This is a genomic window from Tolumonas auensis DSM 9187, from assembly GCF_000023065.1.
GTDB classification, from domain to species: domain Bacteria; phylum Pseudomonadota; class Gammaproteobacteria; order Enterobacterales; family Aeromonadaceae; genus Tolumonas; species Tolumonas auensis.
Window position 1 is genome coordinate 2,202,690 of sequence record NC_012691.1, and the last position, 23,578, is coordinate 2,226,267.

Consider the following 23,578-nt stretch of genomic DNA (forward strand, 5'->3'; position numbering starts at 1 on the left):
CATGTAACAAATTAGTGTTGTTCAGAAGCCAGATTGATCGTGTACTTCGGAATTTCCACCGTCAAATCTTCATCTGCCACATGCGCCTGACAGCCGAGACGTGATTCCGGCTCCAGACCCCATGCCTTGTCCAGCATGTCATCTTCCAGTTCATCACTCGGCTCAAGCGAATCAAAACCTTCCCGGATGATGCAATGACAGGTTGTACAGGCACAGGATTTTTCACAGGCATGTTCGATATTAATACCGTTCGCCAGCGCCACATCCAGAATGGTTTCCCCTTCTTTGGCCTCAACAACCATGCCATCCGGACACAGTTTTTCATGGGGTAAAAATACGATTTTCGGCATCAGTTCACCTCGTCAATCTTATGTCCCTGCAATGCCTGACGGATAGAAGAATCCATTCGTCGGGCTGCAAACTCACTGGTTGCTTCATCCAGCGCTGTAATTGCCGCTTTGATAGCGTCGGTATCATCGCCTTGCTGGATATTCACTAAATTCTGTATAGCATCATTAATCACGCTGCGCTCTTCCGGTGACAACAATGCATCACCATCTTTACTCAGCGCCTGACGCAGACTTTCCAGCACACGATCAGCTTCTACTTTCTGTTCCACCAGCATACGGGCTTTGATGTCTTTTTCGGCAAATTCAACAGACTCACGCAGCATTCTGAGCATGTCTTCTTCCTGCAATCCGTAGGAAGGTTTCACCTCAATCGCAGCCTGTACACCGGTACTTTTTTCCATGGCACTGACCGATAACAGACCATCAGCATCCACCTGGAAAGTCACCCGGATATGCGCAGCACCTGCCGCCAATGGCGGAATACCTTTCAGAACAAAACGCGCCAGAGACCGGCAATCACTGACCAGCTCACGTTCGCCCTGTAAAACATGGATCATCATGGCCGTCTGACCATCTTTAAAGGTCGTAAAATCCTGAGCACGGGCAGCCGGTATCGTGGTATTCCGCGGGATGATCTTCTCAACCAGTCCGCCCATGGTTTCCAGACCCAAAGAAAGCGGAATGACATCCAGCAGCAGCATTTCAGATTCAGGTTTGTTACCCACCAGAATATCGGCCTGAATCGCCGCACCAACCGCCACAACTTTATCCGGATCGATACTGGTTAATGGCGTTCTGCCGAAAAAGTCACCCACCAGCTGACGTACCAACGGAACTCGGGTAGAGCCACCGACCATCACAACTTCCAGAACTTCATCCGCTTCAACACCGGCATCTTTGATTGCCCGGCGGCATGACATCAGAGTCTTCTTCACCAGAGGTGTGATCAGATCTTCAAACTGAGTCCGATCAATACTGCCGGACCATTGGGCAAACGAGACAGCAACGGTGTCCTGAGAGCTCAGTTGCTGTTTCACATCACAAGCTAGATCAAGCAGCTGACGTTGAACCCGCGGTGTAAACGGCGCAATCAGATCAGCCTGTTCTGCGATCCAGTCAGCCAGCAGATGATCAAAATCATCGCCGCCCAGCGCGGAATCACCACCAGTGGCCATCACTTCAAATACACCCTGATGCAAACGCAGGATAGAGATATCGAAAGTACCACCACCCAGATCATAAACTGCGATCACACCTTCCTGACCGGAATCCAGACCATAAGCAACCGCCGCAGCCGTCGGCTCATTCAGCAGACGTAACACATGCATACCGGCCAGACGGGCAGCATCTTTGGTCGCCTGACGCTGAGCATCATTAAAATAGGCAGGAACGGTGATCACCACGCCATCAAGCTCGGCACCTAATGCTTCGGTGGCCCGCAGTTGCAGTGCTTTTAAGATCTCGGCGGAAACCTGAACCGGGTTCACTTCACCCTGACAGGTATTGATATGCACCAGCCCTTTATCGGCACCAGTGAACTGATATGGCAGATTAGTCTGGGTAATGTCAGACAGTGCCTTACCCATAAAGCGCTTAACCGATTGAATCGTATTGAGCGGATCTTCCGCTGCAGCATGCTTGGCTTCTGCACCGATTTGCAGACCATCGGGAAGATAACGGACGACTGAAGGCAGAATGTCCCTTCCCTGTTCATCTTTCAGTGTTTCAGCGACACCACTACGAACAACGGCAACCAGTGAGTTCGTTGTTCCCAGATCAATGCCGACCGCCCACTTTTGCTGATGCGGAGCGGCACTCAGTCCGGGTTCCGCGATATGCAATAATGCCATAACGTATCTCTAGACCTCATCGGTATGCACAGAAACATACCTTATCCATTATAAATCAAAGAGCGACTCTTCCAGCTTATCCAGTTCATCTTTCATCTTCCGGACAAACTTTAACTTGCGTAACGTATCTGCCGCTTCGTGGTATTGCGCGTCAGCAAGCTGTTGTTCCAGTGACTGAAAATAACGCTGATAATGCTGTTTCACTCTGCTCTGGAACCGGCTGATTACAGCCTCGTCCGGCTTTTTCTGCAGATCATCCAGCTCTTCGCGCCACTCCAGCTGTTCCATCAGAAAAGCAGTATCTTTTACTGTATGTTGCTCATTGCGCAGATCAATACCCTGCAACACCAGAAGATATTCCGCACAGGCCAGTGGTTGCTTCAGCGTATTATAGGCGCTGTTGATCTCCACCGTTTTCTGCATGGATTCAAGCTTGATCGCATCGGATTGTGTCGCGACATTATCCGGATGAAATTGTTTTTGCAGTTCACGATATCGTGCTGCCAGTTCGGTTGTATCCACTGACAGCGATACCGGGATCTGAAATAACTCAAAATAATTCACAAGCTATTCTCTCTGGGGACATAAATAAAAAGGCGCCTGAATGCGCCTTTTATCATGTAACAGTGCAGTAAGCGAGTCGAATTCGCATTACGCTTCTGACGGATGATTAAACGGTGAAACTTTCACCACACCCACAGGCGTCTTTTACATTCGGGTTGTTGAACTTGAAGCCTTCATTCAGGCCTTCTTTAACAAAGTCCAGCTCAGTGCCATCAAGATAGGACAGACTTTTAGCGTCAATAATCACTTTAACGCCTTTATCGTCAAATACCTGATCTTCTTCATGCACCTCATCTACGAATTCGAGGACATAGGCCATACCGGAACAGCCAGATGTTTTAACGCCAAGCCGTAATCCCACACCTTTACCACGATTAGTGAGAAAGCGTTTTACGCGTTCTGCAGCTGAGTCCGATAATGTAATAGCCATATGTCCCTACCTTACTAAACTAAACTTAATTCAAACCTTTTTTATGCTTGTAATCAGCAATCGCTGCTTTGATAGCATCTTCAGCCAGAATAGAACAGTGAATTTTCACCGGCGGCAAAGCCAGCTCTTCAGCAATATCAGTGTTCTTGATGGCCGCAGCTTCTTCCAGCGTCTTACCTTTTACCCATTCGGTAACCAGTGAGCTGGAAGCAATCGCAGAACCACAACCATACGTTTTAAATTTGGCATCTTCAATCACGCCATCTTCATTCACTTTTAACTGTAACTTCATAACGTCACCACAGGCCGGAGCACCGACCATGCCAGTTGCAACGCTTGGGTCATCCTTATCGAAGGAACCAACATTGCGCGGGTGTTCGTAGTGATCAATAACTTTTTCACTGTAAGCCATAATATATTCCCCTAACTATCAGTGACTAACCCACTCGACCTTGCTGAGGTCAATCCCTTCTTTATACATGTCCCACAACGGTGACAGATCACGTAATTTACCGATGGAATCACGGATCAGACCAATTGCGTAATCAATTTCTTCTGCTGTCGTGAAACGACCGATACTGAAACGAATCGAGCTGTGCGCCAGTTCATCGTTCAGGCCTAATGCACGCAGTACATAGGAAGGCTCCAGACTGGCAGAGGTACAAGCTGAACCGGATGAAACCGCCAGATCTTTCAGCGCCATCATCAGTGACTCACCTTCCACATATGCGAAGCTGATATTCAGGTTGCCGGCGACACGGTGTTCTGTTGAGCCGTTAACAAACACTTGTTCAATATCTTTCAGGCCATCGTACAGACGGTCACGCAGGGCTTTGATGCGAACATTTTCTTCCGCCATTTCAGCTTTTGCGATACGGAATGCTTCACCCATACCCACAATCTGATGCGTCGGCAGTGTACCGGAACGCATACCACGTTCGTGACCGCCACCGTGCATCTGCGCTTCCAGACGCACACGTGGTTTACGACGTACATACAGAGCACCGATCCCTTTCGGGCCATACACTTTGTGTGCAGACAGAGACAGCAGGTCAATTTTCATCGCATCAACGTCGATTTCAACTTTGCCAGCGCTCTGAGCAGCATCGACGTGGAACAGAATTTTACGGGCACGGCATAACTCACCAATAGCCGCCAGATCCTGGATCACACCGATTTCGTTATTCACGTGCATGATGCTAACCAGAATAGTATCCGGACGCATTGCCGCTTCGATCTGCGGTAAAGTCAGCAAACCGTCTGATTGCGGGTCAAGGTAAGTTACCTCGTAACCTTCAGATTCCAGATGACGGCAGGTATCCAGTACCGCTTTGTGTTCGGTTTTGCAGGTAATAATGTGCTTACCCTGCTTCACATAGAAATGCGCAGCACCTTTGATTGCCAGGTTATTTGATTCGGTAGCGCCGGAAGTAAAAACGATTTCGCGGGGATCAGCGCCAATCAAATCAGCAACATGGTTACGCGCTTCATCAACCGCCTCTTCGGCCTGCCAGCCGAAACGGTGTGAACGGGATGCCGGGTTACCGAAATTGCCGTCGAGTGTTAAACATTGCATCATCTTTTCAGCAGCACGAGGATCGACTGGGCAAGTTGCTGAATAATCAAGATAAATCGGGAGTTTCATCATTTACTCCATTAAACTTTCGATAATTGAGTCTGCAGTCATCATTGGTTTACGTTGTGACTGAGCAGCGTTCTGATGTTTGTTCTGTTGTTCGGCGATGCGTTTCACTTCTGCCTGACGTACGAGTTCACCGAGCGTAATTTCATTCAGGAAATCACTGATCCGGGCACTCAAATCACGCCATAAAGAATGGGTCAGACATTGCACTCCACCCTGACAGCCGCTTTCGCCGTGACAGCGGGTAGCATCTACCGATTCGTTCACTGCCGCAATAATTTTACCGACAGCAATTTGATCAGCATCTGCACCAAGGCGATAACCACCACCGGGACCACGCACACTGGATACCAGTCCATTCTTGCGCAAACGCGCAAAAAGCTGTTCAAGATAGGAAAGAGAAATTCCCTGTCTTTCAGAAATATCCGCCAAAGGTACCGGCCCCAGCTCAGCATGTAAGGCAACATCCAGCATAGCTGTTACCGCATAGCGTCCTTTAGAAGTCAGTCTCATGGCTTGCATACCTGTCCGTTTATGATAGGCTCATGCTGTCATGTCCTACTTTTTCAGTCAAGTATTATTCCTACTAAAACGCTCAACTATTACGCGATGATTTCTGTACCGAAGTAAGAATACCCCGCAAAATATTCAGCTCGTTATTATCCGGTCGTAAACGGGTGAACATCCGGCGTAGCCGCATCATCACATGTCCCGGATGATCGGAGTGCAGAAACTGAGTCTGGCGTAATGTCTCTTCCAGATGGGTATAAAACAGTTCCATAGATGCCTGTGGCGGATACTCATTTTCATCTGCCGGGGATACAACGGTTTCCTGTTGTGCCAGCCAGGACATTCTGATCTCGTAACAAAGCGTCTGCACTGCCATCGCCACATTTAACGAACTGTATTCCGGATTAGCCGGAATATTGACGTGATAGTGACATTGCTGCAGCTCTTCATTCGTTAGCCCGGTACGCTCACGGCCAAATACCAGAGCGACCGTTTTATTCAATGCACCATCCGCCAGTTGCTGACCTGCCTGACGCGGATCAAGCATAGGCCAGGCCAATGTTCTGGAACGGGCACTGGCACCAATCACCAGTGAACAATCAGATATCGCCTCAGCCAGCGTCGGTACAATGCGCAGATTAGCCAGAATATCGTTGGCACCCGCTGCCAGTGCGGTCGATTTCTCATCGGGCGGCTGAACCGGATCAACCAGTACCAGCTGTGATAACCCCATGGTTTTCATCGCCCGGGCAGCAGAACCGATGTTACCGGTGTGAGAGGTGTTAACCAGGATAATTCGTATATTTTCCAGCATCATGACTACCTGTTATGCCTTGTCTGTCCGCATGCTAACATAATCAGATGGTGGCAGCGCGCTCTCCGGCTATCTCAGGTATCTGAATACCCCTCTGAACAAACAGAGCCAGATCATTCAGTGCCAATCGGATAATTTTTGGCAATTCATCCAGATCCAGGCTGTCGATCAGGTTCTTAACTTCCAGCCCCAGTTCTGTGTCGCCTTCAATACGCAGACGGCGCTGAAAAAAGAGACTGTCCGGATCTTCTTTACGTCCGGCAATCAGGATCAAATCATTCAGCCCGGCAGCAAAACTTACATCGCAGGTGTCATTTTGCTCCAATACACGGAGCTGCCCTTGTTGTAACGTAATAAAACAACTCAGTTGCAGATCATCCACAGACACTTTCAGAAAGCGTTCTTCCAGAAAATCAAAATCACCGTCGGTCAGCGCTTCTTTAAAAATGCGTTGCAGGATAAAAACCATGACAGATTTTTTAGCAGAGAACGGGATCAGCGAAACCGGCAGACGCAATAACTGCGGCATCTGCATTACCAGTTTGTGATGTAAATTTTTCAGCAACATAAAGGCTCCTTTAACCAATGCGGGGCATCTAATCACAGCAAACATGCCAACATCCTGCCCCATATCAAACTTAAGCGAAATTGTCAGAATTGAGACAGAGTGAATATGGGGTCAGGTCAAAAAGTCATATCGTCTGAATGTTTACAATGGCGGGATTCTCATCATAAGAGTGAAACCATGGAGCTATTGTGTCCGGCAGGAAATTTACCTGCTCTCAAGACAGCCATTGATAATGGCGCTGATGCGGTTTATATCGGCTTTAAAGATGATACTAACGCCCGCCACTTTGCCGGGCTGAATTTTGATGACAAAAAACTGCAACGTGCGGTGGAATATGTCCACCAGCATCAGCGGAAATTACATGTCGCCATCAATACCTTTGCCCATCCGGGTAGCTCTCAGCGCTGGCAAGCCGCCGTTGATCGGGCGGTTGATCTTGGTGCTGATGCGCTGATCATTGCTGATATTGCAGTGCTCGATTATACCCACCAGCATTATCCGGAGCAGGAGATCCACCTCTCCGTGCAGGCTTCTGCAACTAACGGTGCCGCCGTCCGCTTTTATAAAGAAAACTTCAATATCCAGCGTGTCGTTCTGCCCCGAGTCCTATCCATGCATCAGGTCAGACAACTGTCACGTGAAACGGATGTGCCGCTGGAGGTTTTCGCATTTGGCAGCTTATGCATTATGGCTGAAGGCCGCTGCTACCTTTCATCTTATCTGACCGGTGAAAGCCCGAATACCGTTGGCGCCTGTTCGCCGGCTAAATATGTACGCTGGGAAGAAACAGCGAACGGGCTGGAATCACGTCTGAATGGCGTACTGATTGATCGCTATAAACAAGGTGAAAATGCCGGCTACCCGACTTTGTGCAAAGGACGTTATGCCGTCGAGGGTAACACCTACCACACACTGGAAGAGCCAACCAGCCTCAATACCTTGTCATTACTGCCTGAATTATTTGAAACCGGCGTTACCTCTGTAAAAATTGAGGGACGTCAGCGCAGCCCGGCCTATGTTGAACAAGTCACCAAAGTCTGGCGAGCCGCGATTGATGCCTACAAGAAAAATCCGGCGCAATATCAGGTCAGCACAGAGTGGGATAAACAGTTAGCGGCTGTTTCCGAAGGTAGTCAGACCACCCTGGGTGCTTATCACCGGAAGTGGCAATAAGGAGTTAACATGCATTTTTCTCTTGGCCCTCTGCTTTATTACTGGCCAAAAACAGATGTTGAAGCCTTCTATCAGCAAGCCAGCCAAAGTGTGGCGACTGATATTTATTTAGGTGAAACCGTCTGCAGCAAACGCCGTGAAATGAAATTAACCGACTGGATGGATCTGGCTCGTGAGCTGCAGAACACCGGAAAGCGCGTGATTCTTTCGACATTAGCGTTAATTCAAAGCCCGTCAGAGCTTAAAGAGATGCAACGCTGGATCGAGAACGGCAGTTGTATGGTCGAGGCCAATGATCTCGGCGCGGTACAACTGGCTTATGAGCAGAAAGTTCCGTTTGTATGCGGCCCGGCTATCAATTGTTACAACGCTGACGTGATCGCGCTGCTGCTGAAAAAAGGCATGCAACGCTGGACCATGCCGGTAGAACTTTCCCGTGACTGGCTGACTGAATTACTGCAGGAATGCACTGAGCGCGGTTTACGCGATCAGTTTGAGGTCGAAGTGTTTGCCTATGGTCATATGCCACTGGCTTATTCCGCCCGTTGTTTTACCGCACGGGCACTGGACCGGGCTAAAGATGATTGCCAGCTGGCCTGTCTGCAATACCCGCAGGGGCTCACCGCTGACAGTCAGGAAGGCGAACAGGTTTTTGTCCTGAATGGCATTCAAACCCAATCCGGTCATTGCTACAACCTGATCAACCAGTTACCCGAGATGGAAGGTCTGGTTGATATTGTCCGGCTCAGTCCGGAAAAAGAGACACTGTCCTGGCTCGATAAATTCCAGACTCAGCTACAGAATCCAATCCATCATCCGCTACCAGCCAGAGAATGTAACGGGTACTGGCAACAAGTGGCTGGCATGCAGCTTTGCTAATGGTGACTGATTGTTAATTCTGAGTGCACCAATAAGAAAGGCATCCATCGGATGCCTTTCTTTTAAACCAGTTCACATCTGTTATTCGGCTTCAAAATCGAGTTCTTCCGGATAACTGTTTGGTGCCTGATTAGCCAGTTGTAACTCAAGCAATGCATAGCGATGTTCTATAAAATCAAACACATTGTTTGCCAACGATAACTTGAAGTACGCATCCGCTGCATCGGTATTACCCTGTAACTGCGATAATTTTGCCAGATAGAAATAAGCTTCACACAGATGTTCAGCTAACTGGCGGTTACTGTCCGTACTGTCGGCAATACGACGGATGAATTCGGCAGGATCCTGCTTACCGGTATAGACCTTAACGATATTCCAGCCCCATTCGTCACTACGATGCTCATCATATCGTTTGACCAGCGACTGCATCGCCTTATTACGATCCAGCTGTGCTTCAGTCAGGAACAACCATAGCGCGCGATAAGGATCGTCTGGTTTACGCTGCTGGAACACTTCCATATCTTTAATAGCAAGTTCGGGACGATGCGCATAATACAGCGCGATACCACGGTTCAGATAGGCGTAATCATACCCAGGAGCCAGCTCCAGTGCAGAATCAAATGCATCGTATGCATTATCAAAATCCTGCTGCTGTGTCAGATATACCCCGATAAAATTATACGCTTCGGCAAAATCAGGCTTTTCCCGTAATGCCCGGGAAAAATCAATCCGCGCCATGGTGCGCAAACCAACTTTATCAAACATCATCCCGCGCTCATAAAAAAGTGCAGCACGCTGGTCACTGTTCAGATCATTGGTCGCCAGTAACTGACCTAAACGCGCCAATGCCAGTTCATTCTGATAGGTCACCTGTAAAGGTGTTGCCAGAACAACTGAGGGGGGCTGCATATTTTTTGCATTTGCGGATAACACATCGCTGTGACTGCTACATCCTGCCAGAGCACATACAATGAAGACGCAACTCAGGCGTCCTAACTGATTCCATAATTCCAACGACAACTCCAGACCTGCTCGGCTTGATATTTTAATGTTATGCCTGTATAGCTACTTTGTCATGCGATCTTATTGATAAATCCAGAGTTTCAGAAGTCTTCCTCAACAGGATATCCGGCATCCTTCCAGCCACGGTAACCGCCATCCATACTGATGACATCGCGGTAGCCCATTTGCTGTAAATTATCCGCCGCCAAGACAGAACGAAAACCCCCTCCGCAATACAGAACTAACGGTGTATCCAGTTCAGGAAAGCTGGTTTCAATATCCCGTTCCAGAATTCCCCGGCCCATATATTGCGCCGAAGGTAAATGGCCCTTATTCCATTCACTCTCTTCCCGTACATCCAGTAATACAAAAGGACGGCTTTGTTCCATCCAGCGTTTAACCTGATGAACATCGACCTCATCCACCCGCTGGCGAACTTCATTAACCAGCGCCAAAAAACGCGGATTGTGTTGCATAGTCATTCCTGCCAAGAAAAAAGAGCGCTCTGGGCGCTCTTCAAAAATAACAAATTAGGGTTCGTAACGCTCTTCTTCGCCTTCTTTCTCAACTGTTTTCGGCATCAGATCTTCACGGCTCATCTTCAGATACATTGCCCAGGCACTGGCAACATAGATAGAAGAGTAAGTCCCGAATCCGATACCAATCAGCAGGGCTGTAGAGAAACCGTGGATCATCGGACCGCCCTTCCAGAACAGGGCGATAACAGTGATCAGAGTTGTACCCGAAGTGATCAACGTACGGCTCAGCGTTTCAGTCATTGAGATATCAATGATGTTACGCATAGTTTCATTACGGATACGGCGGGCATTTTCACGAACACGGTCAAAGACCACGATGGTATCGTTCAGTGAGTAACCTACCACGGTCAGCACCGCAGCCAGTACGTTCAGATCAAACTCCATTTGTGTCCATGAGAACACCGCCAGTGTGATCAAAATGTCATGCGCCAGCGACAGTACCGCACCAGTAGCCATACGCCATTCAAATCGCAATGCCACATAGACCAGAATACAGCCCAGAGCGGCCAGAATGGCCAGGAAGCCCTGATTTGCCAGTTCTTCACCCACAGACGGACCGACATATTCGATACGGCTCAAATTCACACTACTGTCGATCTCAGAGGCACCTTTCTGAACTCCATCAGTAATTTTCTGCTGCGTCAGTTCACCTTTAGGCGCAATACGGATCACGACATCTTTGGTAGAACCGTAATACTGTACCACTGCACCTTCAAGCCCCTGCTTATTCAGCGCAGAACGAACCACATCCAAATCTGCCGGTTTACTGAATTTAAGTTCAGCAATGGTGCCGCCGGTAAAGTCCAGTCCCCAGTTAAATCCTTTGGTTGCAATCGTAAAAATCGACAACAAAATCAGGATGCAGGAGAAAATAGTAGACGGTAACGCCAATCGCATAAAAGGAATGGTGTGTCCCGGTTTTAACAGCTGAAACATGACTATCCCCTTAGATCGACAGGTCTTTGACTTTCCGACCGCCCCAGATGAGGTTAACGATCGCACGACTGCCGGTAATGGCGGTGAACATTGAGCATAAAATACCAATCATCAGTACCAGCGCAAAACCACGAACCGGACCTGTACCCACAGCGAACAGAATCAATGCGGTGATAAAGGTAGTGATGTTTGAGTCAGCGATAGTGGCAAACGCACGCTCATAGCCAAGGTGTATAGCTTGCTGCACACCACGCCCCGCTCTGAGTTCTTCACGGATACGTTCATATATCAATACGTTAGCATCAACAGCCATACCCAGTGTCAATACGATACCCGCAATACCAGGGAGGGTCATCGTCGCGCCCGGGATCATCGACATCACCCCGATCATGAGCACCACGTTAAACATCAACGCGATGTTAGCCACCACACCGAACAGCTTGTAATAAATGGCCATGAAGATAACCAGGATCAGCGTACCCATACCCAGAGCAGACAGACCGCTATCGATATTTGCCTGACCCATGCTCGGACCAATCGTCCGTTCTTCCACGATCTGAATCGGCGCGGTCAATGCACCGGAACGCAGTAACAGTGACAGGTTATGCGCTTCCTGTGTGGTATCAATACCGGTGATACGGAAATCACTGCCCAGACGGGACTGGATAGTCGCAACGTTAATTACTTCCTCATGTTTTTCGATACGACGCTTACCATCAGCGCCCGGTTCACCAACCGGTTTGTATTCGATAAACACAGAAGCCATCGCTTTACCGATACTGTCTTTGGTTGCGGTAGACATACGGTTACCGCCAACGCCATCCAGCTTGATACTAACCTGAGGACGACCATACTCATCCGCACTGGATGAAGAACCCGTAATGTGATCACCGGTCAGGATAATACGTTTCTGTAATACTACCGGACGGCCGTTACGGTCATAAAACAGTTCAGAGTTAGGAGGAACCTGACCGTTCATCGCTGCAGCAGCATCCGCATTTTCATCAACCAGACGGAATTCCAGTGTTGCAGTCGCGCCCAGAATTTCTTTCGCGCGCGCTGTATCCTGAATACCTGGCAGTTCAACGACAATACGGGCTGTACCCTGACGCTGAACCAGTGGTTCGGCCACACCCAGTTCATTTACACGATTACGGATAATGGTGATGTTCTGTTCCAGCGCATCTTCCGTCACTGATTTCTGTTTTGCTTCGGACATAGAAGCTTTAACCCAGAACTGGCCTTTATCTTCATAGTCAGTGAGCGTTAAATCAATATGACGTTTACGCAGATGTGCCAGACCTTTCTGCTGGGTATCGCTGTCACGGAAAGCAACAACCACATCGCCAGCAGCACGACGCACGCCAGCATAGCGAATACCGTCTTCACGCAGTGAAGTGCGGAAATCCTGCACTAGCTGTTCCTGTGCTTTATTGATGGCCTCGTCCATGTCCACTTCCATCAGGAAGTGCACACCACCACGCAAATCAAGACCCAGCTTCAGCGGGCTTGCGCCAATTGAAGTCAGCCATTCCGGCGTTGCGGGAGCCAGGTTCAGCGCGGTAATAAATTTGTCGCCCAGTGCTTGTGTAACCAGCTCTCTGGCTTGCAGCTGATCATCGGTATTATTGAAGCGGACCAGTATCTGATTGTTTTCTAATACTGCGCTTTTGATGGAGATTTTGGCAGTATCCAGCGATTTTTTTACAGTATCCAGAGTGTCGACTTTTACGTCATGACCACGAATAGCTGAAACCTGTAATGCTGGATCTTCGCCATATAAATTAGGTGCGGAATAAAGTGTACCGATGATGACCACGAAGGCCACCATCAGATACTTCCACAGAGGATACCGGTTTAACACGGTTTAACTCCCAGGAAAGTGGATTGAGATTACAGAGACTGAATCGTGCCTTTTGGCAGAACAGCGGTGATGTAATCTTTCTTAATAGTGATGCTGGTCTGATCGTTCAGCGCCAGCACGATATAATCACTATCAGCACTGATTTTGGCGATCTTGCCAACCAGACCACCAGAGGTCAGAACTTCATCACCTTTACCCAGCGAGCTCATCAGGTTTTTCTGTTCTTTCGCACGTTTGGACTGAGGACGGAAAATAAAGAAATAGAAAAACAGCAGAAAAATACCAACAATCGCGATCTGCTCAATACCGCCGGTCACAGAAGATGCTGCACCGCCGTCAGCTGCATAGGCTTTAGCCAAAAGACTCATATTACTTCCTCGTTATTAATTTAAATCGTACATTAATCAAGCGATGGAACAGGTTTATCTTGTCGCTGATAAAAGTCCGCTACAAAGTCATCTAATGTACCTGCATCGATGGCATCCCGCAAACCCTGCATAAGGCGTTGATAGTAACGCAAGTTATGAATGGTATTCAGACGGGCGCCCAACATCTCATTACAACGATCCAGATGATGCAAATAGGACTTCGTGTAATTTTTGCAGGTATAACAATCACATTCAGCATCTAACGATGTCACGTCATCCTTATACTTTGCGTTGCGGATTTTGACGACACCATCTGTAGTAAACAAGTGACCATTGCGTGCATTGCGGGTTGGCATCACACAATCGAACATATCAATGCCGCGACGAACGCCTTCTACCAGATCTTCCGGTTTACCCACCCCCATCAGGTAGCGTGGTTTATCTTCCGGAATTTGCGGGCAGACATGCTTCAGAATGCGGTGCATATCTTCTTTAGGTTCGCCAACAGCCAGACCACCAACGGCATAGCCATCAAAACCGATGTCCAGCAGACCTTTCAGCGACACATCACGCAGATCTTCGTAAACACCGCCCTGAATGATACCGAACAACGCATTCTTGTTTTCCAGCTCATCAAAGCGCTGGCGGGAACGGGTTGCCCAGCGCAGCGACATCTCCATGGATTTCTTCGCCACATCATGCGTCGCCGGATATGGTGTACATTCATCAAAAATCATGACGACGTCGGAACCCAGATCATTCTGGATTTCCATCGATTTTTCCGGAGACAGGAAGATCTTCTCGCCATTGATCGGGTTGCGGAAATGAACACCTTCTTCTTTGATCTTGCGGATATGGCCCAGGCTGAATACCTGGAATCCACCGGAATCCGTCAGGATCGGGCCATGCCAGTTCATGAAATCATGCAGATCGCCATGTTTGCGCATGATGTCCTGCCCAGGGCGCAGCCACAGGTGGAAGGTGTTACCCAGTAGGATCTGTGCGCCGGTATCTTTCACTTCTTCCGGTGTCATGCCTTTTACTGTGCCGTAGGTACCAACCGGCATAAACGCCGGGGTTTCTACCACACCACGATCAAAGACTAAACGACCGCGGCGGGCGCGGCCTTCTGTTTTTTTCAGTTCAAATTTCATTTTTTTCCTTAATGTCAGAGAAACAGTCTGACTCTTTTCAAAACACAGGCGCGGAGGGTCATCCGGGGAGACCTCGTGAACCTTTCTGATATCCGCAGACAAAGTACAGGCTCACAGAATCTCCTCTACTGACACGTCGTGAATCCGTCCATGGAGACTCCGCCGCGCCATCCCTGGCGCGGAGGGTCATCCGAGGAGACCCTGTGAACCTGTCTGATTTCCGCAGACAAAAGCGGAGCTAAAGGCTCTGCCGCGTTATAAACATGGCATCGCCGTAGCTGAAGAAGCGATAACCGGATGTTATCGCTTCCTGATAGGCATTCATCACATGCTCATAACCGGCGAATGCGGATACCAGCATGATCAGTGTAGAGCCGGGTAAATGGAAATTGGTGATCAGCACATCCACCAGCTGATACTGGTAGCCAGGAAAAATAAAGATACTGGTATCACCAAAGAACGGTGACAGCGGTTTACCCGCTTTCAGTGAAGCTTGTGCCGCGGTTTCCAGAGAACGGACTGAGGTTGTACCTACCGCGACTACCCGCCCGCCCCGTTCACGGGTCGCATTAATTTTGGCGATAACTTCGGCCGGTACTTCGGCATATTCACTGTGCATCTGATGATCTTCCAGACGCTCTACCCGCACCGGTTGGAAGGTCCCTGCGCCAACATGCAGTGTGACATACGCAAAATCGACCCCTTTTTCACGTAATGCAGCAAGTAACGGTTCATCAAAATGCAAACCGGCCGTAGGTGCGGCAACGGCGCCCGGACGTTGGTTATAAACGGTCTGGTAACGCTCTTTATCTGAGTTTTCATCAGGCCGGTCAATATACGGCGGCAGCGGCATGTGTCCGATCTGATTCAGGATATCCAGCACCGGCAAATCACCGGCAAAATGCAGTTCGAACAGGGTATCGTGGCGAGCCACCATCTTTGCGGAAAAGCCATTATCCAGCAGGATCTGAGTGCCGGGTTTCGGTGCCTTTGAGGCGCGCACATGCGCCAGCACGGAGTGGTCGTCCAGAATACGCTCCACCAGAATTTCCAGTTTACCACCACTGGCCTTCTGGCCGAACATTCGGGCCGGAATAACGCGCGTATTATTGAACACCAGCAGATCGCCGGGTTGCAGTAAATCCAGCACATCGCGGAACTGCCCATGGCGGGTTTCACCGCTGTTGCCATCAAGCATCAGCAGACGACTGGCACTACGTTCCGGCATTGGATAACGGGCGATTAACTCATCAGGCAGGTCAAACTGAAAATCGGATACAAGCATGGAAGAATTCTCTAGAAAAAACGCCGCTAGTCTATTGGTTAGAAAAAGGTGAATCAAGCGCTTCCGGCTGTGGCAGAAAACCCATTTTCACGCTAGTTTAATTAATAACGCCCTTTTATTACGAATAAATACAATTATGCTGCGATCTTTACTTATTTTTGCTCTGCTCTGGCTAAATATTGTCTCTTCAAGTTATGCAGAGACTATTTCACCCAAAGTAGTCGGCGGTACAACGGTACCGGTTGCGCCTTCCTGGATGGCTGCACTATGGATTGATACAGGATCAGGTATCGATTTCTGTAGTGGTACGCTTATTGATACTCAATGGATAATGACTGCCGCACATTGTGTCGAGATGGGAAATGCCCCTGTTATCACAGCACAAATAGGTCAGGCAGACATCACAGAGCCGGCAAATCTGGCGGTCGTCGATAAAATCGTGATTTCGCCGAATTATAATAGTTCGACGATGTATGGTGATATTGCCCTGTTGCATATTACTACGCCGCAATATGTTCCTACCGTGACTTTACCCTACCGCAATGCCTCATCGTCTGAACTTTATGAAGGCATCCAAATGCGTGTATACGGCTGGGGCGAAACCGAGGCCGGCGTAACAGAAGACTATGCATCTGCCACCCCTTATCTGCAGACGGCAACACTAACATTCCAGGGATTTGATTACGATTTCCCAGATCATATTTTTGCCGGTGATTACGGTAAAGATACCTGCTTCGGCGACAGCGGCAGTCCTCTGCTCTTCGAGGGTATTCAATACGGTATTACCAGTTTTGGTTTTACCTATACTTGCGGAACCGGGATTCCTGGTGGTTACACCGATGTCAGCCATTACAGCAACTGGATCAGCGATACGATCGCATGGATTGACGGTACCGATGATCACCACCATTCCAGTGGCGGTGGCAGCGGGACAGAGCTGGCGTTGATGGGGTTCGCATTATTACTGCTTCGGCTCGGCTTTCGTTTTCGGCTATAATTATCCGGCCTTGAACGACGAGAGAGAATAATCAGAATGACCCAGGACGAAATGAAGAAAGCGGTAGGACAGGCTGCTTTAGCTTATGTACAACCCAACACCATTATTGGTGTAGGTACCGGTTCAACCGTTAATTGCTTTATTGATGCACTGGCCAGCATCAAAGATCAGATCAAAGCCGCAGTATCCAGCTCCGAAGCCTCTACAGCCCGTCTGCAGGCGCTGGGAATTACGGTTGTTGATCTGAATGATGTGACTGAATTTGATATTTATGTCGACGGTGCCGACGAGATCAATCCGCATATGGAAATGATCAAAGGCGGTGGTGCCGCACTGACCCGTGAGAAAATCGTCGCGGCGGTTGCAAAACGTTTTATCTGTATCGCTGATGCCACCAAGCAGGTTGAGGTAATGGGTAAATTTCCATTGCCGGTAGAAGTGATCCCGCTGGCCCGCGAATATGTCGCACGTGAACTGCGGAAACTGGGTGGTAATCCGGTATACCGTGAAGGTGTGATCACCGATAACCAGTGCCAGATCCTGGATGTACATGGTCTGCAGATCACGAATGCGAAAGCATTGGAGCTGGTTATAAACCAGATCCCTGGCGTTGTGACTGTAGGTTTATTTGCTCAGCGCGGTGCTGATGTTGCCCTGATCGGTTCACCAGATGGTGTTACCACGATCACCAAGTAATTATCAGCCACAAAAAAGGCGCTTTTAAAAAAGCGCCTTTCTTATATTTCTTAAATTGGTTCGCCCGGATCGTTATTTACCGATTCACCTGCCTTCAGCAGCCAGCAAGCAATACACAAAGGTGTATACGCAACAACAATCAATGGGATCCCCCATCGCTCATTATTCATGACGATATAAGCCAGCGGGAACAGCCACAGCCAGTTGACCAGCCATAAGGTCAGCGTGACATAAAAGTGGTTTTCCCAGCGACGCGCCAGGATCTGATAGGCGTGCATCCTGTGACTACGGTGCCAGTCATTACCATGCATGATACGCACAGCCAGCGACCAGCCGCTGTCGACAATAAACCACCCCATCATGATCAGCCAGCACCAGAGGTTAATCGGTGTATCAGTCGCCAGCAGCAAACCTAAGGTCGCGATAAATACGCCCAGAAAACTGCTCCCGGCATCGCCCATAAAGATTTTTGCCGGCGGCCAGTTCCAGGCCAGAAAGCCTAAAACAGGCGCACACATCAGGATCAGCGGCAAACTCCACTGTGATTCATCAGTGAATGCCAGCAATACGGATGAGACAAACATCATAATGAATGCCTGACTACCGGCAAATCCGTCAACACCATCCATGAAGTTGAATATGTTCACGAAAGCCATGATACCGAACACAATCAGCGGCAACCAGAATCCGGAAAAATAGAGATAGTCTTCCCAGAACAGCACCACCAGATCACGGCTATACCAGGTCAGCACGGCAATGGCCGATAAAACCTGAATACCCAGTCTGACTTTGACTGATAAAGGAAACAGATCATGGACCAGGTTACCAATCACCAGTACCAGCCCTGAAAAACAGAGCGCACGGGTAGCGGCAAGATCGATCAGGCGATAATGATAAAGCATCAGAAATACTGCCAGCATCGCCAGAAAAAGCGCATATCCACCGCCCCGCGGTACGGGTAATAACGGACCATGTTTGAAATGAGGCATCGCCAGCGCATGACGCCACAATGCAATACGACGAACTATCGCGGTAAGCAGGAAGCTACCGACGAAGATGGAAAGAAAATGTGTCATCATAATTGGGTGACCACTACTGCACACTACTATTGTTTTATGAGAGTTAGACGGAAACCAACTCTATTGTTGTCTGGTTATTATATACATTTCCCTGAAAACAGCTGCTTTAACTCACTTTCATTATTAAGATTTTTTAGTTCCAGCGACAAAGCCGACAAAACAGACATTTTTGTCATATCGCCAGTCAAATTTACGACGTTTTGCCAATGAAAAACCCCGGCATGCAGGCATGACGGGGTTCTGTGGATCAGACAGAAAAATCAGATCAAAGCGCGCCGCGGGTTTCCCGTTTCGCTGCAGTGATACAGCTCAGGGCATCAGCCCAGACCACTTCATTAAAACCGGAACGGTAACTTTTCAGTGAATCATAAACGGTGGCAATTTTTTCACCGGATGACTGGCCTTTGAAATCACTTTTTTCCAGACCCAGTAAATCGCTCAGTTCAGCCCACACCAGCCCTTCCGGAAGCGGAATGATGTCTGCAGTCACGCCATTCAACGTCACTTTCATCTCTTTTGCTGCATTTACAACAAAGAATAAAGGCGTTACACCATTCGCCAAATCAGCCGCATAAGCTGAGAAGAAATGCTCCAGTTCAGCCAGCTCATGCACCAGACCACTTAACATTTGGATTTTGTCAGTACCTGCGAGCACAACCGCCTGTTCAATCACAGAAACCGGCGGTTTACGACGGCCAGCTGAATCAGCCACATCCCCTTCCACTAACACCAACTCACCGCGATAACCGGATAACTCTGCACCGGCTTTTTCGATGAAATTCATGTTAAACAACCGTCCATTTTGCTCGTAAGTATTTAACAGCATAAGCACCAACCTCCAAGTCGATTAATAAAACTTCCCGGAGGTTATTTATCAAAAAGTGTGCCAATGGTTGTTAAACCAGGCGGATGCCTTCGGTGCGGGCCAGAACATGAATGGGTTGTTCAGGGTTAGTCTGCTGATGCAGTACAAGATCCACCTTGCACTCACCCCATGTGTCTTCAAAGGCGAGACGCAAGCGGATTTTTGCCATACCGGGATCGTCTATTGCCGGTGTTTCAATGTAGAGATCGATATCGCCGCCACGGGCGTTATCATCCACGCGGGAACCGAATAACCAGATTTTCGCCTGCGGATGAATATGTTCATGTGTTAACCGAACAATATCGCTGACTTGTTGTGGTGTCAGACGCATTATTGCGGGTCTCCTGTAAAGACCCCAAGCTGCTGCAGATATTTCTCAGCAGCCAGAACCACTCCCAGCAAAGCCGGAGCCGTCTCCCAGGCACGATTGAGCGTCAGCGCCCTCTCCTGCTCTGCATCAGGATAATCATGCGAAAAACTATTCCGGATTTCCCGCATCAAACGCCATTCATCCACCGACGACAAAACAGCGTATTTTTCCATTTTGGAGAGCGTATCAGCCATATTGATGCTTTTTTCATCCAATACCAGCAAAATACTACGGAACAATTTATTGCCGATAGCATCCTGCAGATCAGCATAACGCACACGAAATGCATCCAGCCGCTCAAACAGGCTTTCATCTTCTGTAGTTAATCGTTCACCGGTAAGCGGAAAATCAGCCTGTAAGCGTGCTAATGAACTATTCAGACGATGCGCACAGCGGTTCACTTCTGACCAGTTTTGCAGAAGCAGCGGAACGTAGCGGGGATTAAGCAGCATGGTATTCTCATTCCAGAATATTTTTGACAGCATAGCAACAGGCCGGAAAACAAAAAAGCCCTGAGATACCGATGAATCTCAGGGCTAGATCATGAAACAGTATGGTCTCTAAGAATTTACGTGCTGTATTCTCTATTCCTTTCTGCCAGTTTTTATTTCCGCTTGATACTTGCTTTAAAGCGCTTATCCACTATCAGTAAGTTCATAGCGACATAACACAAAGTTCTCATCTGCATCACCCCATTTGATAGAGGTTCTTAAATTAACCATTAGGTAATATTTTACAACCGTAATAATCTGATATTGTTTTGGCGTTATTAACGTACCACATATCTCTATCATTAATATATCTATACGGCGCATCTGGTGTTATTTTATGCACATATATACCTTTTTTGCAAAGATCACCGCGTGATTCATTAAGTATAAAACTCTCTCTTTGAATCATGAACAACGAATATTTATAGTAAACATTAAACGTATACAACGAAAAGAGAAACGAAGAAAAGAAAACAATTAATGGAATTGCATAATTTTTGTTTCTCATCGAAAAATAAACGGCATGACAGACAACTGAAAACATAACAACCCAAGCTATTATAAAAGATCTTGGCTCAGTGTACGGTGATGCAATCATTGATCCAACAGTGAGGAAGGAACATAAAATAGGAATACAGATTGAATAATTTAATGTTTTTCTTTTATACAAATAGGTAAGACCAATTATGGCGCAAACTAAGAGCGTTGATGACGTGTTTATAAATACCATGGCGACATCGGAAATACGCCCAAAAATATAATGAATATCGCTATAATTTGAATTGGATCCATAATACATTCTACGCACTGATGTTGATTTGGCTGTTACCAATACAAGCCAACCTAGAGATGTTAATAATATTGCAGGGAGTCCATTTTTTAAACTAACTTTATCCACGCTTATTGCTACTAGCATTGATACCACCAATGCCACAGGAACGTTTTCAAAAGAAACACCTGCCATAAGACATAGAACAAAATACGCGACTTTTGTACACTTATTTTTGAAAACAAAATTGCAAGCAATCTGATTGCAAAATGGAATTAAAACTGCAATACAAATGTTTATTGGCATCAGATATCCTGCACTGGCAGTTGTCCAAAAGAACACTTCCATTCCAGGCCAGAATGCAAATATGCAAGCAAATGATATTAATATATATAAAAATCTATCATTTTTCTGCGCAAAAAAAAATGAAGATAGATAAAAAATTGACATCAATGAAAGGAAATTTGCCGCAATATAAAAATAATGGGGCATGCTAAGAAAAAATATAGAAAACTGCTCCCCAAGCCTTGCATTCCATCCATTAATCTGCATTTGTGATCTGTTTGCTGAATATATCAACCTATCTATAATGCTTTCATTTTTAAAAATTTTTGTTAATCCATAATCCTCTCCAGCCATAGGAGCTATTGAGAGTATGATAACGTATAACATTATTGATGAAAAAAAGAAAAAATTAAAAACTCTATTTATCATTTCTTATTCCTGAATACATATTTTTGCCATTATTTTTCCATGCACGAATGTCCATAGGAATTCACAAAAAAATTCGATTGAAATTGACTGTACTCTTTTTTTACCTAACTTAGCTATACGAAATTCATCTGCATTTTATTTTCCCAAACAATATCACCACTAGACCACAGCAAGAGAGAAATGCCCGTCAAATCATGGTTGGTGTTGCAAAATTAGAAACAATAATGAAGAATTAAAATATTGTAAAAAGAACCACATCAATCTATGATGAATTGTCTTTCAAAAGAAAATGCAAGATCACAGGTAAATAGGATTATCAATTATAAAAATAGTTTAAATAAAGAATAAATTCAGCTAAGAATAAGGTAAACATCAAAAAATGCTTCACCTGAAAATTTTTTCGCAGCAAGGATTTTCATACTTTCGCCTTGTATTACAAAAGAGAAAACAGAAAGTCGAATATACTTTTGCAATCAATTATTTTTTGAGCCACTTGCAATACAGAAGAGACCTATATATTTATCCTACTGCAAGAAAAGCCCTGATAAAATAACAAATCTCAGGGCTTTCTTTTCATTAGATAATGGGAAAGGTGCAGTATTATTTCTTCAACGGACGCCACCAGCTTTCATTCGCCAGATACCATTTGATGGTTTTGGCAATACCAGTCTGGAAGGTTTCCTGTGGCTGATAGCCCAGCTCACTCTGGATTTTCTCAGTACCTACCGCGTAACGGCGATCGTGGCCAGCGCGATCAGTCACATAAGTGATCAATGATTTTGCTGATTCACCTTTCGCACAAGGCGATAATGGGTAACGCGACGCCAGCGAGTTATCAGCAGCGAATTCACCGTCCACCAGTTCACAGATCAGATGCACAATATCAATGTTCTGCCATTCGTTAACACCACCGATATTGTAGGTTTCGCCGATCACGCCTTTATTCAGTACTAGCTCGATACCACTGCAGTGATCTTCCACGAATAACCAGTCGCGGATCTGCTTGCCATCACCGTAAATCGGCAATGCTTTGTTATCCAGAATGTTGGTCAGGCACAGCGGAATCAGTTTTTCCGGGAAGTGGAAATAGCCGTAGTTATTGGAACAGTTGCTGGTAGTCACCTGCAGACCATAGGTATGGTGATAAGCACGCACCAGATGATCGGAAGCTGCTTTGGACGCGGAATATGGTGAATTCGGCGCATAGGCGGTTGACTCGGTGAAAGCCGGATCAGTCAGTTCCAGTGTGCCGTACACTTCATCGGTAGAGACATGGTGGAAACGATGCGGCAACGGGTTTGCCGGATCAGCCAGCCACACTGCGCGTGCAGCTTTCAGCAGACTGTGGGTGCCGATGATGTTGGTTTCAATAAAGGCATCCGGACCAGTGATAGAGCGATCGACATGTGACTCTGCCGCAAAATGCACCAGCGTATCGATCTGCTCATCACGCAGCAGCATTTCAACCAGTTCAGAATTGCAGATATTGCCTTTTACAAAACGGAAATTCGGGTTATCCATCAGCGGACGCAGCGTTTCGATATTGCCTGCGTAAGTCAGCGCATCCAGCACCACTACGCGATCAGCCGGATGGGTTTTCAGCCAGTAATGTACAAAGTTAGCACCGATAAAGCCGGCACCGCCGGTAACGAGTAATTTTTTCATGAAA

At 47.3% G+C, this 23,578-nt stretch carries 26 protein-coding genes; 4 read left to right on the forward strand and 22 right to left on the reverse strand.

The window, feature by feature from the left end; translation table 11 throughout:
- Positions 1-11: 11 nt before the first annotated feature.
- The 9 genes from fdx to ubiT all read right to left on the reverse strand — a co-directional run bounded on the left by fdx (position 12) and on the right by ubiT (position 6,728).
- On the reverse strand, positions 12-350 hold the full coding sequence (gene fdx, locus TOLA_RS10240) for an ISC system 2Fe-2S type ferredoxin (RefSeq protein WP_015879081.1): 339 nt from the start codon (positions 348-350) through the stop codon (positions 12-14).
- Positions 350-2,200, reverse strand: a complete 1,851-nt coding sequence (gene hscA, locus TOLA_RS10245; RefSeq protein WP_015879082.1) for a Fe-S protein assembly chaperone HscA — start codon at positions 2,198-2,200, stop codon at positions 350-352. The genes fdx and hscA overlap by 1 nt, the downstream gene beginning before the upstream one ends.
- 48 nt (positions 2,201-2,248) lie before the next feature.
- Positions 2,249-2,764 (reverse strand): co-chaperone HscB, encoded by a 516-nt coding sequence (gene hscB, locus TOLA_RS10250; protein WP_015879083.1) that lies wholly within the window; start codon positions 2,762-2,764, stop codon positions 2,249-2,251.
- A 106-nt stretch (positions 2,765-2,870) separates the two neighbouring features.
- Entirely contained in the window at positions 2,871-3,194 is a 324-nt protein-coding gene (iscA, locus tag TOLA_RS10255; RefSeq protein WP_015879084.1) for an iron-sulfur cluster assembly protein IscA, read from the reverse strand.
- Between the two features lie 25 nt (positions 3,195-3,219).
- Positions 3,220-3,606 (reverse strand): Fe-S cluster assembly scaffold IscU, encoded by a 387-nt coding sequence (iscU, locus tag TOLA_RS10260; protein ID WP_015879085.1) that lies wholly within the window; start codon positions 3,604-3,606, stop codon positions 3,220-3,222.
- A gap of 18 nt (positions 3,607-3,624) precedes the next feature.
- A complete protein-coding gene (locus tag TOLA_RS10265) occupies positions 3,625-4,839 on the reverse strand; it encodes an IscS subfamily cysteine desulfurase (protein ID WP_015879086.1) in 1,215 nt (404 codons plus the stop codon).
- 3 nt (positions 4,840-4,842) lie between these two features.
- Positions 4,843-5,349, reverse strand: coding sequence for a Fe-S cluster assembly transcriptional regulator IscR (gene iscR / locus TOLA_RS10270; protein WP_049759182.1), 507 nt, complete (start codon positions 5,347-5,349; stop codon positions 4,843-4,845).
- Between the two features lie 82 nt (positions 5,350-5,431).
- Positions 5,432-6,160: a tRNA (cytosine(32)/uridine(32)-2'-O)-methyltransferase TrmJ gene (gene trmJ, locus TOLA_RS10275; protein ID WP_041609519.1), complete on the reverse strand. Its 729-nt coding sequence runs from the start codon at positions 6,158-6,160 to the stop codon at positions 5,432-5,434.
- A 43-nt stretch (positions 6,161-6,203) separates the two neighbouring features.
- Positions 6,204-6,728, reverse strand: coding sequence for a ubiquinone anaerobic biosynthesis accessory factor UbiT (ubiT, locus tag TOLA_RS10280; RefSeq protein ID WP_015879089.1), 525 nt, complete (start codon positions 6,726-6,728; stop codon positions 6,204-6,206).
- Positions 6,729-6,905: 177 nt separating this feature from the next.
- Between ubiT and ubiU the strand changes: the two genes are divergently transcribed.
- Together ubiU and TOLA_RS10290 are read left to right on the forward strand one after the other, a co-directional pair.
- Positions 6,906-7,901 (forward strand): ubiquinone anaerobic biosynthesis protein UbiU, encoded by a 996-nt coding sequence (ubiU, locus tag TOLA_RS10285; protein WP_015879090.1) that lies wholly within the window; start codon positions 6,906-6,908, stop codon positions 7,899-7,901.
- A 9-nt stretch (positions 7,902-7,910) separates the two neighbouring features.
- Positions 7,911-8,780, forward strand: a complete 870-nt coding sequence (locus TOLA_RS10290; RefSeq protein WP_015879091.1) for a U32 family peptidase — start codon at positions 7,911-7,913, stop codon at positions 8,778-8,780.
- A gap of 81 nt (positions 8,781-8,861) precedes the next feature.
- Here the strand turns inward: TOLA_RS10290 and nlpI are convergent, their stop codons facing one another.
- The 7 genes from nlpI to queA form a co-directional block, all read right to left on the reverse strand.
- Complete coding sequence (gene nlpI / locus TOLA_RS10295) at positions 8,862-9,794, reverse strand: lipoprotein NlpI (protein ID WP_015879092.1); 933 nt, start codon at positions 9,792-9,794, stop codon at positions 8,862-8,864.
- Between the two features lie 89 nt (positions 9,795-9,883).
- Complete coding sequence (locus tag TOLA_RS10300; protein WP_015879093.1) at positions 9,884-10,258, reverse strand: rhodanese-like domain-containing protein; 375 nt, start codon at positions 10,256-10,258, stop codon at positions 9,884-9,886.
- A 54-nt stretch (positions 10,259-10,312) separates the two neighbouring features.
- Positions 10,313-11,257: a protein translocase subunit SecF gene (gene secF, locus TOLA_RS10305; RefSeq protein WP_015879094.1), complete on the reverse strand. Its 945-nt coding sequence runs from the start codon at positions 11,255-11,257 to the stop codon at positions 10,313-10,315.
- Positions 11,258-11,267: 10 nt separating this feature from the next.
- Complete coding sequence (gene secD / locus TOLA_RS10310; protein WP_015879095.1) at positions 11,268-13,121, reverse strand: protein translocase subunit SecD; 1,854 nt, start codon at positions 13,119-13,121, stop codon at positions 11,268-11,270.
- 29 nt (positions 13,122-13,150) lie between these two features.
- On the reverse strand, positions 13,151-13,489 hold the full coding sequence (yajC, locus tag TOLA_RS10315) for a preprotein translocase subunit YajC (protein ID WP_015879096.1): 339 nt from the start codon (positions 13,487-13,489) through the stop codon (positions 13,151-13,153).
- 32 nt (positions 13,490-13,521) lie between these two features.
- Complete coding sequence (tgt, locus tag TOLA_RS10320; protein ID WP_015879097.1) at positions 13,522-14,643, reverse strand: tRNA guanosine(34) transglycosylase Tgt; 1,122 nt, start codon at positions 14,641-14,643, stop codon at positions 13,522-13,524.
- A gap of 238 nt (positions 14,644-14,881) precedes the next feature.
- A complete protein-coding gene (gene queA / locus TOLA_RS10325) occupies positions 14,882-15,928 on the reverse strand; it encodes a tRNA preQ1(34) S-adenosylmethionine ribosyltransferase-isomerase QueA (RefSeq protein WP_015879098.1) in 1,047 nt (348 codons plus the stop codon).
- Between the two features lie 136 nt (positions 15,929-16,064).
- On the opposite strand from queA, the gene TOLA_RS10330 reads away from it, so the two are divergent.
- Entirely contained in the window at positions 16,065-16,925 is an 861-nt protein-coding gene (locus tag TOLA_RS10330) for a S1 family peptidase (RefSeq protein ID WP_015879099.1), read from the forward strand.
- A 36-nt stretch (positions 16,926-16,961) separates the two neighbouring features.
- Positions 16,962-17,621: a ribose-5-phosphate isomerase RpiA gene (gene rpiA, locus TOLA_RS10335; protein WP_015879100.1), complete on the forward strand. Its 660-nt coding sequence runs from the start codon at positions 16,962-16,964 to the stop codon at positions 17,619-17,621.
- A gap of 50 nt (positions 17,622-17,671) precedes the next feature.
- Here rpiA and TOLA_RS10340 read toward each other — a convergent pair whose 3' ends face one another.
- The 6 genes from TOLA_RS10340 to rfbB all read right to left on the reverse strand — a co-directional run bounded on the left by TOLA_RS10340 (position 17,672) and on the right by rfbB (position 23,574).
- Entirely contained in the window at positions 17,672-18,700 is a 1,029-nt protein-coding gene (locus TOLA_RS10340) for a glycosyltransferase family 4 protein (RefSeq protein ID WP_015879101.1), read from the reverse strand.
- 265 nt (positions 18,701-18,965) lie between these two features.
- The gene (locus TOLA_RS10345; RefSeq protein ID WP_015879102.1) at positions 18,966-19,526 is read right to left on the reverse strand and encodes a hypothetical protein; all 561 of its coding nucleotides are present in this window, start codon (positions 19,524-19,526) and stop codon (positions 18,966-18,968) included.
- A gap of 70 nt (positions 19,527-19,596) precedes the next feature.
- Positions 19,597-19,896 (reverse strand): nucleotidyltransferase domain-containing protein, encoded by a 300-nt coding sequence (locus TOLA_RS16820; RefSeq protein ID WP_015879103.1) that lies wholly within the window; start codon positions 19,894-19,896, stop codon positions 19,597-19,599.
- Complete coding sequence (locus tag TOLA_RS10355) at positions 19,896-20,387, reverse strand: hypothetical protein (RefSeq protein WP_015879104.1); 492 nt, start codon at positions 20,385-20,387, stop codon at positions 19,896-19,898. The genes TOLA_RS16820 and TOLA_RS10355 overlap by 1 nt, the downstream gene beginning before the upstream one ends.
- A gap of 262 nt (positions 20,388-20,649) precedes the next feature.
- On the reverse strand, positions 20,650-21,909 hold the full coding sequence (locus tag TOLA_RS10360; RefSeq protein ID WP_015879105.1) for a DUF6056 family protein: 1,260 nt from the start codon (positions 21,907-21,909) through the stop codon (positions 20,650-20,652).
- A 600-nt stretch (positions 21,910-22,509) separates the two neighbouring features.
- Positions 22,510-23,574, reverse strand: coding sequence for a dTDP-glucose 4,6-dehydratase (gene rfbB, locus TOLA_RS10365; RefSeq protein WP_015879106.1), 1,065 nt, complete (start codon positions 23,572-23,574; stop codon positions 22,510-22,512).
- Positions 23,575-23,578 lie beyond the last annotated feature (4 nt).

Bases quoted from the DNA above. Each gene is read 5' to 3' on its own strand.
- fdx (WP_015879081.1), bottom strand. From the start codon at position 350: ATGCCGAAAATCGTATTTTTACCCCATGAAAAACTGTGTCCGGATGGC.
- hscA (WP_015879082.1), bottom strand. From the start codon at position 2,200: ATGGCATTATTGCATATCGCGGAACCCGGACTGAGTGCCGCTCCGCAT.
- iscA (WP_015879084.1), bottom strand. From the start codon at position 3,194: ATGGCTATTACATTATCGGACTCAGCTGCAGAACGCGTAAAACGCTTT.
- iscU (WP_015879085.1), bottom strand. From the start codon at position 3,606: ATGGCTTACAGTGAAAAAGTTATTGATCACTACGAACACCCGCGCAAT.
- TOLA_RS10265 (WP_015879086.1), bottom strand. From the start codon at position 4,839: ATGAAACTCCCGATTTATCTTGATTATTCAGCAACTTGCCCAGTCGAT.
- iscR (WP_049759182.1), bottom strand. From the start codon at position 5,349: ATGAGACTGACTTCTAAAGGACGCTATGCGGTAACAGCTATGCTGGAT.
- trmJ (WP_041609519.1), bottom strand. From the start codon at position 6,160: ATGCTGGAAAATATACGAATTATCCTGGTTAACACCTCTCACACCGGT.
- ubiT (WP_015879089.1), bottom strand. From the start codon at position 6,728: ATGTTGCTGAAAAATTTACATCACAAACTGGTAATGCAGATGCCGCAG.
- ubiU (WP_015879090.1), top strand. From the start codon at position 6,906: ATGGAGCTATTGTGTCCGGCAGGAAATTTACCTGCTCTCAAGACAGCC.
- TOLA_RS10290 (WP_015879091.1), top strand. From the start codon at position 7,911: ATGCATTTTTCTCTTGGCCCTCTGCTTTATTACTGGCCAAAAACAGAT.
- TOLA_RS10300 (WP_015879093.1), bottom strand. From the start codon at position 10,258: ATGCAACACAATCCGCGTTTTTTGGCGCTGGTTAATGAAGTTCGCCAG.
- secF (WP_015879094.1), bottom strand. From the start codon at position 11,257: ATGTTTCAGCTGTTAAAACCGGGACACACCATTCCTTTTATGCGATTG.
- yajC (WP_015879096.1), bottom strand. From the start codon at position 13,489: ATGAGTCTTTTGGCTAAAGCCTATGCAGCTGACGGCGGTGCAGCATCT.
- tgt (WP_015879097.1), bottom strand. From the start codon at position 14,643: ATGAAATTTGAACTGAAAAAAACAGAAGGCCGCGCCCGCCGCGGTCGT.
- queA (WP_015879098.1), bottom strand. From the start codon at position 15,928: ATGCTTGTATCCGATTTTCAGTTTGACCTGCCTGATGAGTTAATCGCC.
- TOLA_RS10330 (WP_015879099.1), top strand. From the start codon at position 16,065: ATGCTGCGATCTTTACTTATTTTTGCTCTGCTCTGGCTAAATATTGTC.
- rpiA (WP_015879100.1), top strand. From the start codon at position 16,962: ATGACCCAGGACGAAATGAAGAAAGCGGTAGGACAGGCTGCTTTAGCT.
- TOLA_RS10340 (WP_015879101.1), bottom strand. From the start codon at position 18,700: ATGATGACACATTTTCTTTCCATCTTCGTCGGTAGCTTCCTGCTTACC.
- TOLA_RS10345 (WP_015879102.1), bottom strand. From the start codon at position 19,526: ATGCTGTTAAATACTTACGAGCAAAATGGACGGTTGTTTAACATGAAT.
- TOLA_RS16820 (WP_015879103.1), bottom strand. From the start codon at position 19,896: ATGCGTCTGACACCACAACAAGTCAGCGATATTGTTCGGTTAACACAT.
- TOLA_RS10355 (WP_015879104.1), bottom strand. From the start codon at position 20,387: ATGCTGCTTAATCCCCGCTACGTTCCGCTGCTTCTGCAAAACTGGTCA.
- TOLA_RS10360 (WP_015879105.1), bottom strand. From the start codon at position 21,909: ATGATAAATAGAGTTTTTAATTTTTTCTTTTTTTCATCAATAATGTTA.
- rfbB (WP_015879106.1), bottom strand. From the start codon at position 23,574: ATGAAAAAATTACTCGTTACCGGCGGTGCCGGCTTTATCGGTGCTAAC.